At 30.0% G+C, this 13,418-nt stretch carries 12 protein-coding genes; 11 read left to right on the plus strand and 1 reads right to left on the minus strand.

From position 1 onward, the window contains the following. Positions 1 to 500 precede the first annotated feature (500 nt). The 6 genes from L3B96_RS07165 to L3B96_RS07190 all read left to right on the plus strand — a co-directional run bounded on the left by L3B96_RS07165 (position 501) and on the right by L3B96_RS07190 (position 6,891). On the plus strand, positions 501 to 716 hold the full coding sequence (locus L3B96_RS07165) for a DUF2997 domain-containing protein (RefSeq protein ID WP_012059974.1): 216 nt from the start codon (positions 501 to 503) through the stop codon (positions 714 to 716). Between the two features lies 1 nt (position 717). Then, the gene (locus L3B96_RS07170; protein ID WP_012059973.1) at positions 718 to 1,623 is read left to right on the plus strand and encodes a helix-hairpin-helix domain-containing protein; all 906 of its coding nucleotides are present in this window, start codon (positions 718 to 720) and stop codon (positions 1,621 to 1,623) included. Continuing rightward, positions 1,623 to 2,246: an anaerobic ribonucleoside-triphosphate reductase activating protein gene (gene nrdG / locus L3B96_RS07175; RefSeq protein ID WP_077855332.1), complete on the plus strand. Its 624-nt coding sequence runs from the start codon at positions 1,623 to 1,625 to the stop codon at positions 2,244 to 2,246. Before L3B96_RS07170 ends, nrdG begins: the two co-directional genes overlap by 1 nt. Beyond that, positions 2,230 to 3,942 (plus strand): AAA family ATPase, encoded by a 1,713-nt coding sequence (locus tag L3B96_RS07180; protein WP_012059971.1) that lies wholly within the window; start codon positions 2,230 to 2,232, stop codon positions 3,940 to 3,942. The genes nrdG and L3B96_RS07180 overlap by 17 nt, the downstream gene beginning before the upstream one ends. A gap of 33 nt (positions 3,943 to 3,975) precedes the next feature. Then, on the plus strand, positions 3,976 to 4,710 hold the full coding sequence (locus L3B96_RS07185; protein ID WP_238859740.1) for a hypothetical protein: 735 nt from the start codon (positions 3,976 to 3,978) through the stop codon (positions 4,708 to 4,710). A gap of 489 nt (positions 4,711 to 5,199) precedes the next feature. After that, positions 5,200 to 6,891 carry a methyl-accepting chemotaxis protein gene (locus L3B96_RS07190; RefSeq protein WP_238859742.1) on the plus strand — a complete coding sequence of 564 codons (1,692 nt, stop codon included), beginning with the start codon at positions 5,200 to 5,202 and terminating at the stop codon, positions 6,889 to 6,891. A gap of 178 nt (positions 6,892 to 7,069) precedes the next feature. Here L3B96_RS07190 and L3B96_RS07195 read toward each other — a convergent pair whose 3' ends face one another. Beyond that, complete coding sequence (locus L3B96_RS07195) at positions 7,070 to 7,558, minus strand: MogA/MoaB family molybdenum cofactor biosynthesis protein (RefSeq protein WP_238859744.1); 489 nt, start codon at positions 7,556 to 7,558, stop codon at positions 7,070 to 7,072. A gap of 276 nt (positions 7,559 to 7,834) precedes the next feature. Here L3B96_RS07195 and L3B96_RS07200 point away from each other — a divergent pair, with 276 nt between their 5' ends. The 5 genes from L3B96_RS07200 (at position 7,835) to fdhD (ending at position 13,270) form a co-directional block, all read left to right on the plus strand. After that, on the plus strand, positions 7,835 to 8,185 hold the full coding sequence (locus L3B96_RS07200) for a Na-translocating system protein MpsC family protein (RefSeq protein ID WP_238859746.1): 351 nt from the start codon (positions 7,835 to 7,837) through the stop codon (positions 8,183 to 8,185). A 273-nt stretch (positions 8,186 to 8,458) separates the two neighbouring features. Beyond that, complete coding sequence (gene fdhF, locus L3B96_RS07205) at positions 8,459 to 10,600, plus strand: formate dehydrogenase subunit alpha (protein ID WP_238859748.1); 2,142 nt, start codon at positions 8,459 to 8,461, stop codon at positions 10,598 to 10,600. Positions 10,601 to 10,733: 133 nt separating this feature from the next. After that, positions 10,734 to 11,945, plus strand: coding sequence for a gephyrin-like molybdotransferase Glp (gene glp, locus L3B96_RS07210; protein ID WP_238859751.1), 1,212 nt, complete (start codon positions 10,734 to 10,736; stop codon positions 11,943 to 11,945). After that, positions 11,923 to 12,501, plus strand: a complete 579-nt coding sequence (mobB, locus tag L3B96_RS07215; protein ID WP_168982438.1) for a molybdopterin-guanine dinucleotide biosynthesis protein B — start codon at positions 11,923 to 11,925, stop codon at positions 12,499 to 12,501. Before glp ends, mobB begins: the two co-directional genes overlap by 23 nt. Beyond that, the gene (fdhD, locus tag L3B96_RS07220) at positions 12,479 to 13,270 is read left to right on the plus strand and encodes a formate dehydrogenase accessory sulfurtransferase FdhD (RefSeq protein WP_238859758.1); all 792 of its coding nucleotides are present in this window, start codon (positions 12,479 to 12,481) and stop codon (positions 13,268 to 13,270) included. The genes mobB and fdhD overlap by 23 nt, the downstream gene beginning before the upstream one ends. Positions 13,271 to 13,418 lie beyond the last annotated feature (148 nt).

Consider the following 13,418-nt stretch of genomic DNA (forward strand, 5'->3'; position numbering starts at 1 on the left):
TATAATGAAAATAAACGGAATAAAAATCTTAAAAATATAATAATGCAGTCTTGCTTGAACAATTTTACAGTTCAATAAAAAAAGATTTCTAAGCTGTTTTTAATGACTCAAAAATTTTTTCTATATGCGTACCGCTTGCGGCAGCTTTGTAAATATATATTACTTTGGACTTTTCTAAATTTTTTTAGCAATTTTATATACAGTATTAAATGGTGGAACTAATAACTAAATATAATAGCTGATATTAAATAAAAATTATATAAAAGAAGGATTTAGTCTAAAATGTAAATACAAAACTCATGGTGGTATTTAAATATTATGCCATAGCATGGTATAATATATATTAATATGTTTATTAAGTAATTATTTGGAATAAAGAGTTTTATTTATAAAATTAAAAATAAGCATATCAAGATAATTGGCAGGAGGGTTTTTTGCTAAAAGTATATTATAAATTTATAAAATTTGTAAGAAATAGAAGTTAATAAGGGGATGTTTTTTTGGGAAAGAAAATACAATTAAGAATATATCCAGATGGGACTGTTCAGGCTAATGTAGAAGGGATTAAAGGTAAAAAATGTACCGATTATATAAAGATTATTGAAGATATATTAGACGCAGAAGTAATTGATTCAGAATATACTCCAGAATATTATGAATCAGAAAAAATTGAAGTTAATGAAGAAGATACAATAAAGCTTAATGGGGGAATATAATATGAAAATCACGGAAAAAGGAACAAGGTGGGAAATAGTACATTCTCTATGGATTATATGGAGCTTCATATGGTTAGTAAATGGAGTAGGCATGTTTTTGGCAGGAAGAAAAACGCGAGTACAAAAATGGTATAGACTTGGTTTAATATACACAGCTATAGGGTGGATATCTATGTTAATGGTAGCAGAGGTAGGAAAAGAGAGCATTATAAGTGATGCAATGACTATTATTTTTTTTGGAACTTATATAGCGTGTATAATTCACTCTTTTTCTATAAGAAAAGAGTACCTTATGAGATTGGAAGTTATGGAAAAACAAAAAACAGAGCAAATTGTGTCAAATAACTTGAAAGAAAAAATTGCCAAGGAATATGGCGTAAATTATGATAAAGGAAATTATAGCTCAAATAATATAGAAGATAGAAATCAAAGTAATGCTAATATTTTATATAACAATCAACACATTAATGAGAATCAACAAACATTTAATAGCCAGATGAATTTTAATCAAAATGAACAAGTATATGATAGAGAAGAAAGCATTAATAAAGAAACTAGAATATATAGTACTGAAAATAATTCAGTAAAAAATAATGTTTCGGAACGCAAAAATGAAGAGAGATTAGAAACAAGCAGAACAGAAAAATTATTAGATGCTAACTCATGTACTGAAGATGAATTATTACAATTACCTGGTGTAGGAATAATAGAAGCTAAAAAAGCTATTAATTTTAGAAATAATAATGAATTCAATTCTGTTGATGAATTTATTCAAGTATTAAATATAAAACCACACTTTACGGAAAAAATAAGATCAATGTTAATTTGTAATCAAACTAAAAAAAATGAAAGTACGAATAACTCCAATATTAATACAGGTCGAGCAGGAAGAATGGTAGATTTTTAATGAAAATCAGAGTATACAGAATTTTAAGAAATACAAAAGTTGAAGGGCCAGGAATTCGTTTTTGTTTATGGGTGCAAGGATGTCCTATAAAATGTGACGGATGTTTTGCAAAGGAAACCTGGTCCTTTGATGGTGGTCAGCTTTTTAGTGTTGATGAAATTTTCAGTATGATAAAAGAATGTGATGAAATAGAAGGAGTAACTTTTTTAGGTGGAGAACCATTTGCTCAAGCAGAAGCTTTATATGAATTAGGGAGAAAAATAAAAGCTGCTGGGTTAACAATATTAAGCTTTACTGGATATACATATGAATATATTTTAAATACAAATAAGAAAGAATGGAACGACTTATTATCAATAATTGATTTGCTTATAGATGGGCCTTTTGAAAAAAATAAATTTGATATATCAAGGCCTTGGGTAGGGTCATCAAATCAAAATTATAGGTTTTTATCACCTAAATATGGATATTTAAAGAATAACTTAGGTTCTATAAAAAACAAAGTAGAAGTTAGGGTGAATGAAAATGGAAGTGTATTTATTAATGGAATGGGAGACTTTGAAGATATAAAAAGAAACTTAAGAATTTGGGGAGATGAGGAATACAATGAGTTTAGAAAATAATAGTACAGAAAGAACAAAAAAATATTTGGCAAATTTATTTAAAGCAAGATTTCCTTATGTGTATATATCAACGTGGGAAGAAGAAAGAGCAATATCTGTTATTGACTCTGTGGTGAAAGATGAAAATCTTATCAAGACTCAAAGGATAACTTATATCTGGAGTCAAACTGATGGAATGTGCATCCAAGGAGCAAAAGGAAGGGAAGAAACCAAGCAACCAATAAAGGCTTTAGAGTTCATTGAAAAATGTGAAGAACCAGCAATATTTATACTTAAAGATTTCCATGTGTTTTTTGGTGTTTCTGGAAGAAATGTAGATTATGCACTTATAAGAAAAACAAGAGATTTGGTTAGTGTTCTAAAAAATAGTCCTAGACCTAAAAGTGTAGTATTTTTATCTCCAACTGTTGTGTTACCGAGTGAGCTTCAAAAGGATGTAACTATTTTAGATTTTGATCTTCCAACTATAGATGAAATAAAAAGTTTACTTAATGAAATGATTGACATGAATAAACAAGGTGGAAGAATAATTATAGACTTAGATGAGTCTGAAAAGGAAAGATTATGTAAAGCAGCTTTAGGCTTAACTCTTCAAGAAGCGGAAAATGCTTTTGCAAGAGCTATGGTTGAAGATGGTAGAATGAATATTGGTGATCTAGAAATTATTTTGGAAGAAAAGTGCCAGGTAATTAAGAAAACAGGAATTCTTGAATTTGAAAAAAGTGATCTGAATATGAATGACGTAGGAGGTCTAGAAAATTTAAAAAGATGGGTTTCAAAAAGAAATAAATCATGGCTTGATTCAGCACAAAAATATAATATTCCTGCCCCAAAAGGAGTACTTATAACAGGGGTACCTGGATGTGGTAAGAGTTTAACAGCAAAAGCTATAAGCGCAATGTGGCAGCTCCCACTTTTAAGATTGGATATGGGAAAAATTTTTAGTGGAATAGTTGGAAGCTCAGAAGAAAATATGAGAAAAGCTATAAAAACAGCAGAAGCAGTAGCTCCATCTATATTATGGATAGATGAAATAGAAAAGGGATTTAGTGGTGCTTCTAGTTCTTCAGGAGATAGTGGAACGTCTACAAGAATCTTTGGAACATTTCTTACTTGGATGCAAGAAAAAACTAAACCAGTATTTGTAGTAGCAACTGCAAATAATATAAACAGTCTGCCATCTGAATTATTAAGAAAAGGAAGATTTGATGAAATATTTTTTGTGGATTTACCAACTAAAAATGAAAGAAAGGATATTTTTAGATTACACCTTAAAAAAAGATTGACCAATGAAGAAGTTTGTAAAGATGTGAGTATAACTGATGAGTTGTTATCAGAGTTAGCAGATTTAACAGAAGGCTTTGTTGGTGCTGAAATAGAACAAGCAGTAGTAGCAGCTTTATTCGAAGCATTTTCAGAAGAAAGAGGATTGCATGTTAGTGATTTAGAAAAAGTAATTAAAAATACGGTACCTCTTTCAGTTACTCAAGCTGAACAAATTATAAGTATTAGAGAATGGGCAAATGTAAGAGCTGTTGCGGCTACGGCTAAAGAAGATAGAAGTGAATATTTAAAGAAAGATAATTCCATATCATCAAAATTAGAAGAAGATACAGGTGAAAGTAAATCTGATGATGAAAATAATAGCGAAAGTGCAATAAAAAAAGCTAGAGGTGGAAGAACAATAGATTTTTAAAAGAATAATATATTATTTATTGGAGGAATAATTATGTCAGTAACACTTACATTAATACCATTAGTGTTAGTACTTAGAGCAGCGATTGGAGATAAGAATCTAAATGATTGGATAGAATCATCTCAAATAAAAATACAAACAAATATAAAGGATGAAAATGAACTTATAGTTCTAGTAAAAAAAGCAGGTTATGATGTAATAAAAGAGGGAAAGCTTCTAAAAGCAAATTTTAATGGAGGAAGGGATTTCTTCTTTTTAGAAAAAGCCAATGGCATTTTGGCAGCAACATTTTCCAAGAATGATTCAGTAGAAATAATCAAGAAATTCATTAATGATGTAGAAGGCGTTGCTAAAAGTAAAATTTTCGAGTATAATATTGAAAATCTAGCCAAAAAGGATGAGGGGAATTTTCAAGAGGAGAGTTTTCCGACGAATTTTGTTGACGAAAAGCTGCTTGCAAAAACGCTTCGAGATTATGGAATAAACACACAGGTTGCTGGAAATGGAACGATACAATGTAATGTTGAAAATACTACATTAATTTTTTATAAGGAAAATAGTACTAACTATGAAGTGAAAATTAGAGGAAACTCTCAAATAAGGGGCATATATGAACAATTAAATGCTATAGATGAAGAATATAAAAAGAATGTTCAATCTTATACTTATAATAAGGTTGTTGAGAAGTTAAAGCAAACTAATATGAACATAGAAAGTGAAGAAGTAATGGAAGATGATTCACTAGTGTTGACTATAAATATAAATTAAATCATAGGGCAAACGTAATTCAGAGAGAAAACTTTTTTTGAGCTTGCTGAATACTAACTTATATATTAAAGAAGGATAGAGTAAATTGTGAATTTCAAAGGTCACGTTTCACCTCCACCATAACCCCCACGAAAATCTAAACTTTGGATTTTCGTGGGGGTATTTTTGTGCTTTGAAGATTTTTAGTTAAAAATTATGAACTTTAGATTATATTTAAACTATTTTTGGAAAATTAACAAAAATATATTTAGATTATTGATTTTTTAATATCTATATGATAATATGACATATATATTAAAAAAATGACAATTATTAATGAAATATAGTAATTGAGAGCTATGAAGAATTCTTTTTATGTGGATATTTTAAGAACTTCGAGCTATCTGTGCAGTCGACCAATTTAAACTAATAGGTTCTTTTTTGATTAGTTTAAATTGGCCTTTATTATTTATAAAAATTATATAAAGAACAATATTTTAGGGGTGGAGTATGAGTAAATTTGGGAAGAAAATATTAGGAATGATGTTGGTTATTTTATCATCTATAGCCATAATCTTAGTTTCAGTAAATCTGATTATGTTTGAAAAATTTAAAAAGGAACTTAGGCAAACAGTTACTCAATGTATTTCAGATTTAACTGTTTCTATTGATGGAGACAAGCTTGAAAAGCTTATAAAAGAACAATCAGATGACAGTGTAGAATATCAAGATATATTGAAATCAATGAGTTTAGCTAAATCAAAAAGCGTTGCAAGGAATTTTTATACACTTGAAAGAGTTCAAGGAACACAGGCTAAGTTTTTAGTTGATGTTTCAGTAGATGCATCTGAATTTTTAGAAGACTATACTATTGATAGCGTGATGAAAGAAGCTTTTAATGATAAAGTTATAGTAACAAATGAATCGTTTACAGATAAGTATGGTACTTTTATTTCTGCTTATGCACCAATTAAAAATTCAGAAGGAAAGATTATAGCCATTGCTGGTGTAGATGTAGACTCAAGCATGTTTGAGGGCATGAGAAGTGCATTGCTAAAAACAACAATTCTAACAATAGTTATTGTGAGTATTTTAGCTTTTGTTATGATTTATTTATACTCTAAGAAATTAAGTAATAATATTGTAAAAATACAAAGTGTCTTAGGTAAAATGAGTGATGGTGATTTAACTAGTAATATAAATATAAGAACAAAGGATGAGATTGAGGATATAGCTATATCAATATATAAGGTTCAGAATTCTTTAAAAGCTCTGATAAACGATGTAGCAATTGTATCTAAAGATATGAATACTGTTAATGATACAGTAAATGATAAAGTGAAATATCTAAATAATGATGTAGAAGAAGTTTCAGCAATTACAGAAGAAATTTCAGCGAGTATAGAAGAGAGCGCAGTATCTGCAGAAGAGATGTCAAGAACTTCAAAGGAAATAGGAATTATAGTTAATTCTATAGCTGAAAAATCGCAATACATTGAAAAGAAATCAAATCAAGTAAGTGAAAAAGCTAAAAATATTATGGGAACTTCAAAAGATAATCAAAAGGAAACTGAAAAAGTGTTTAAAGAAACAGGTATTAAATTGAAGCAATCTGTTGAAAAAGCCAAAGCTGTGGAGAAAATAAATGTCTTATCGGAATCTATACTTCAAATAACTTCGCAGATTAACTTACTTGCACTTAATGCAGCAATAGAGGCAGCAAGAGCTGGAGAAGCTGGCAAAGGATTTAGCGTAGTAGCAGAAGAAATAAGAAGGTTGGCAGAACAATCCAATGAAACTATAAATAAGATGCAAAATACAACGTCAATTATATTATCTTCGGTTGAAGATCTAACTAATAATTCTAATAATATGCTTAGTTTCATGGAAAACAGAATATTAAAAGATTACGAAACTTTAGTTAACGCAAGTCATGAATATAATAATGATGCGTTATATTATAAAGAATTTTCCTCAGAGTTAGGTATAACTTCGAAAGAACTTTTATTATCTGTAGAAAATATACTAGAAACCATAGAAAATGTAGCAGATGCATCTAATGAAGGTGCAAGGGGAGTTTCAGATATAGCAAATAAAGTCGGAAATATAATTACTCAATCTAATGATGTATTAGAGGAGGCATTAAAAGCTAAAACAAGTTCTGAAAAATTAAAACAAGAGGTACTTAAATTTAAAATTTAAAAATATGACAATACCCACGAAAATCTAAAATTAGGATCTTCGTGGGTGTTCTATTTTATAACATAGTTTTGCTATTGCACCGCTGTACAATGTAGTACTTTCAGAGAAATTTTCATAGTCCTGCAAAATAATAATGTTTCTACTTTTGATGTATTAGCGCATAAATCTAAATTCAATATTATCTACTGCATTCAGAAGCTTCACCTGTTAGAATATCAATTCCATGAGGAAGAGCTGGTAATATAACCTCTAAATTTTCTACAGCACCTTTGGGACTTCCAGGTAAATTTACTATTAAGGTACTTTTTCTAATTCCGCTAACGGCTCTTGAAAGCATAGCTTTAGGAGTTATTTTTAGCGAAGCACTTCTCATTGCTTCAGGGATACTAGGAACTAGTTTTTCTATAACACTTGTTGTGGCTTCTGGAGTAACATCTCTTTTTGAAAAACCTGTTCCACCATTTGTTAAGATCATATTAATACCTAAGGAATCACAAAGATATATTAGTTCTTCTTTTATCATTTCAACTTCATCAGGGATTATTTTATAATAGTCTACAGAAAACTTATCACTTGGTAGAATATCTTTTATAGCTGGACCAGTTAGATCTTCTCGTTGATTGTTGTAGCCTTTATCACTTATAGTTAGTATAGCTGTACTTATCATTTTATATTTACCTCCTGAGGGAAAATTTATATTAATAAACATTTGAATTTAAATATTATACTATAGTTTAATTATATATGAAATTAATAATATCAATTATAAGCTTCTTGAAGAAAAAATGAAAGACTTAAGATAAGTGATAATTAATTAGAAATATGTCGAAATAAAGCTTTAAATGAAGAATTTCATTAATATTCAGAGTTGACTAAAATATTGCAACAAGGTAGAATTTATAGAACTGGATTTTGTTAATAAAATAGGAGATTTAAATAGAAAATGAGTGCTATAAATCTTGAATTGCAAGAGCAAATTAAAAAAGTTACAGTTAAAATTATAAAACATTATAGAGGCAGAGGGCCAGAATATGTTAAAGTAAGGATTGACTCCTCTGATACAATAACTTTACAGATAAAAGGGATACTTTCAAATCTTAGTGAAATTTTGGTTAATGAAGGTGCTGTCAATATGGTAGCAGATTATTGGAAGATAATGAAGCCTCATCTTGAAAAAAATTTCCTTCAGGAAGTGAAAGAAATATTAAAAAAAGACTTTACTTATAGCTGGAAAATTTGTAATATAGAAAATGATAATAGAACAGTTGTTATAACAATAAAATTAATAGATTAAAATTAAAAAAGTTAATAAATTAAGGTTGGATTGAAAAGAAAAATATTAGGCACTAGAAAGAAAATATACTAGTATACTTACTTGTTATTTTTTGATAGTGCCGAGTTTATGTTTTAGCTTTTAAATAAACCAGTACTAAGGACCGTTGAAACAAACAGTCTTTGTACTGGTTTTTTGTTTTTTTTAGATAATATTTGATTTAGTGATTGAATAATTAAGGCATATGATGATTTATTATTTTTTGATTATGCCTAAAAAGGAGTGTATTAGAATATGGAAAAGAAAGTGTTAACGGTGTGTCCTTATTGTGGAAGTGGGTGCAATTTATATCTAGTAGTTAAGGATGGAAAAATTGTAAGAGCGGAACCTGCAAATGGTGATAATAATGAAGGAAAATTATGTTTAAAAGGATATTATGGTTGGGATTTCTTAAATGATCCTCAAATATTAACTTCTAGAATTAAAAAACCTATGATAAGAAAAAATGGAGAATTAGAGGAAGTTTCATGGGATGAAGCTATTAAATTTACAGCGGAAAACCTTATGAAGATAAAAGCTAAATATGGACCTGATGCAATTATGGGGACAGGCTCAGCTAGAGGTCCAGGAAATGAACCAAACTATGTAATGCAAAAATTTATGAGAGCAGTTATTGGAACTAACAATATAGATCATTGTGCTAGAGTATGCCATGGACCATCTGTTGCAGGACTTACTTATTCACTAGGTGATGGTGCAATGTCAAATTCGATTCCAGAAATTGAAGATTCAGACGTTTTATTTGTATTTGGATATAATCCAGCAGAAACTCATCCAATAGTCGCAAGAAGAATAGTCAAGGCTAAAGAAAAGGGTGCAAAAGTAATTGTGACAGATCCTAGAAAAACAGATGTTGTAAGATTATCTGATTTATGGCTTCAACTAAAGGGTGGAACTAATATGGCTCTAGTTAATGCCTTTGGAAATGTGTTAATAAATGAAAATTTATATGATCATGATTATGTAGAAAAATATACTGAAGACTTTGAAAAGTATAAAGCAGAAGTAGAAAAATATACTCCAGAATATGCTGAAAAAATAACAGGTGTAAAAGCTGACTATATAAGAAAAGCAATGAGAACTTATGCAAAGGCTAAAAATGCCACAATATTATATGGCATGGGAGTTTGCCAATTCTCACAAGCTGTTGATGTAGTAAGGGGCCTCGCATCTATTGCCCTCTTAACAGGAAATTTTGCAAGACCTAATGTAGGAATTGGACCAGTTCGTGGACAAAATAATGTACAAGGAACTTGTGATATGGGGACAATCCCTAATAATTATCCAGGATATCAACTTGTAACAGATAAGAAAGTACAAGAAAAATTTGAAAAGGCTTGGGGCGTTGAACTTTCAGATAAAAATGGATATTTCTTAACTCAAGTGCCTGAGTTAGTTCTTAAGGAAGATAAGATAAAAGCCTACTATATATTTGGAGAAGATCCAGTTCAAAGTGATCCAAATGCAGCAGAACTTAGAGAAGCTTTAGATAAAATTGAATTTATAGTGGTACAAGATATATTTATGAATAAAACAGCCCTTCATGCAGATGTTATTTTACCTTCAACTTCTTGGGGGGAACATGATGGGGTTTACAGTTCAGCAGATAGAGGATTCCAAAGAATAAGAAAAGCAATAGAACCTTTAGGGGATGTAAAAACTGATTGGGAAATAATAAGTGCAGTAGCAACAGCTATGGGTTACCCAATGAATTATAAAAATACAGAAGAAATATGGGATGAAATGAGAAGCCTATGTCCTAAGTTTGCGGGAGCAAGTTATAAAAAGATTGAAGAACAAGGAATTGTTAGATGGCCTTGTCCTACAGAAGATCACAAAGGAACTTCTTACTTATATGAAGGAAATAAATTCACTACTCCTAGCGGTAAAGGAAGATTATTTGCTTGCGAATGGAGACCACCAGTTGAATTAACAGATGAAGAATATCCTTTAAGTTTATCAACTGTAAGAGAAGTTGGACATTATTCAGTAAGAACAATGACAGGAAATTGTCGTGCCCTTCAAAAGCTTGCAGATGAACCAGGATTTATACAAATGAGTATTGAAGATGCAAAGGAGTTAAATATAAAAGATCAAGAACTTGTAAGAATAACATCTAGAAGAGGAAGCGTATTATCAAGAGCACTTATTACTGAAAGAGTTAAAAAGGGTTCTACTTTTATGACATATCAATGGTGGATTGGTGCATGTAATGAATTAACTAATGATAGCCTTGATCCTATTTCAAAAACTCCTGAATTTAAATATTGTGCAATTAAGGTTGAAAGAATCGAAGATCAAAAGTCAGCTGAGGAATATATAATAACTGAATATGAAAACATAAGAAAGAAAATGAGAATAAAATCTGAAAAATAGTATTAGGAATTTAAAAGAAAATGATAAACCACAAGCAAAAAATAGATAAGTATGCTTGTATATTTTACTTCATATGATGAGATATGTTTACCAAATAGGCCCATCAGGTGAACATTATAGGGAGGAAACAGCAATGATTAGTGTAGAAGAAGCTTTAAGAATAATTTTGGAAGAATCTAAGGCCTTAGAATGTGAAGAGAAGGATATTTTATCTTGTTTAAATAAGGTACTAGCAGAAGATATATATTCTAGAGATAATCTTCCACCATTTGATAAATCAGCAATGGATGGATATGCCATAAAAAGTGAGGATACTGATTTATATGAAGATGGAGTTTCAATAGAGCTTGAGATAGTTGATCTTATAAAAGCTGGGGAGTTTAGTAATAAAGAATTAAAGAACGGGCAAGCAATGAAGATAATGACAGGAGCACCAGTGCCTAAAGGTGCAAATGCAGTAATACAAATTGAGAAAGTAGAAGTTCATGAAGATACTCTTTATATTTCTGAGAAAGTTAAAAATGTATGCAATGTAATAAAACTTGGTGAAGAAATTAAAGTAGGAGATATTGCTTTAAGGAAAGGAACACTGATTAGGCCAACTGAAATTGGAGTTTTAGCTTCTTTAGGTTATAGCAAAATTAAAGTTCATAGAGATCCAGTAATATCAATACTTACAACAGGTGATGAACTTGTAGATATAAATGAAACTCCTAAGTTTGGACAAATAAGAAATAGCAATGAATATTCACTAAAAGCATTAATTCAGAATTTAGGATTAGAAGCTTTATGCCTAGGAATTGTTGAAGATAAAAAAGATACTTTAAAAAGCAAAGTTAAAGAAGCATTAGAAAAATCAGATATAGTTATAACTTCAGGTGGTGCTTCTGTTGGTGATTTTGATTTTGTAGAACAAGTGTTGAATGAAATAAATGCTGATATAAAATTTCAATCTGTAGCTATAAAGCCAGGAAAGCCAATAAGCTTTGCAGTCATTGATAAAAAACTATTTTTTAGCTTACCAGGTAATCCATTATCTGCAATAACTACCTTTGAAGAATTCGTAAAGCCAGCTTGTGAGAAGATGCTTGGTAAAAACATGGAGAGTGATAATACTCTCCAAGTTATATTAGCTGAAGACTTTAAAGAAAAAGAAGGCAGAAGTAAATACATATATGTAAAGATAAAAGCTGAGAACGGAAAGTTATATGCATATAAAGTTGGATCTCAAAGTTCTAACCAGTTAATTACTATGAGTAAGGCAAATGGAATAATAATAATGCCAGCAGGAATTGGATATAAAAAGGCAGGAGAAGTTTTAAGTGGAAAATTCATCTTTAAATAAATCAAGTGAACTTAAAGTAATATCTATAGTTGCAACTAAATCTGGAACAGGGAAGACAACATTAATAGAAGCATTAATACCTATATTAAAAGAAAAAAACTATAACATAGGAGTCTTAAAACATGATGCTCACAAATTTGAAATTGACAAAGAGGGAAAAGACAGTTATAGGTTTGTAAAAGCTGGAGCAGACAAAATGGTTATTTCATCAAAAGAAAAAATAGCTATGATAGAAAAGCTAAAGGAAGAAAAGGATCTTGAAGAAATACTAGAACTATTTGTAGGTATGGATTTGGTAATCATAGAGGGATATAAAAATAATGGATACCCTAAAATAGAAGTTCATAGAAAAGAAGTAGATCAAAAGCTTCTATGTGAAAATGAGAGTTTGGATAGAACGAAATTTTTAGCAGTAGCTACTGATGAAAAGCTAAATCTAGACATAGAACAATTAGATATCAATGATGTGAATAAGATAGCTGAATTTATTGAGGATAAGATTATTTTTAAAGTGCGCAAAGGAGAAATAAATAATGGAAAAAACATTAGAATGTAAAGTTTTTAAAATAGAAGACGGCATTTTTAAAGCAGATGTAGATGAACTTCTAGTTAGAGAATACCCACTAACAATTTTTCTTAATGGAAAAAAATTAGCTACACTTTTATGTAGCCCAGAAAACTTAAAAGCATTGTCAGTTGGCTTTTTAAGAACAGAAGGTTTAATAAATACTAGTGATGATATAATATCTTTTAATTTAAATGAAGAAAAAGGAATTGCAGAGGTTGAGACTAAAAATAAAGATGCTGCTCGCGAAAGCTTTTTCTCTAAGAAAATTGATTTAGAAAGTATAAAGGACCAATCAATTGATGGAATTGATAATTTCTTAGATTCCTTAAACTGCAAACCTGTTGAAAGTGATGCTAAAATGCACACTGAAAAGATATTCGAATTTATGAGAACAAATTTAGATTATTCGGATGTTTTTAAGAACACAGGGGGAGTTCACTGCGTTGCATTATGTGATAGCAATGAAATGCTTGTAGTATATGAAGATGTAGCTAGACATAATGCCTTGGACAAGGTTATTGGAGAATCACTTATGAAAGGCATATTCCTTAAGGATAAAGCAGTTATACTTAGCGGAAGAGTCTCTCTTGAAATGATATTAAAGGCAGCAAAGCTAGAAATACCAATAATTATATCTAAATCAGCGCCTACAAGTCTTTCTGTGGCTCTTGCAAAAAGATTAAATATTACATTAGTTGGATTTGTAAGAGGCAACAAAATGAATATATATGCTAATGGATATAGAATTATGAAATAATTCACCGAAATGACAGGTACTCAGTTGTTTCGGTTACTGAGAATAAGTTGAGGATTTCTAACAGTAGAAGTTGCGCCATTTCTGCATGCTCCTAAAGACAAGCTTCAGGACAAGCAAAATGGAACAACTTCTACAGAAGAAATGCCAG

It is taken from the genome of Clostridium sp. YIM B02569 (genome assembly GCF_022320765.1).
Classification (GTDB): Bacteria; Bacillota; Clostridia; order Clostridiales; family Clostridiaceae; genus Clostridium; species Clostridium beijerinckii.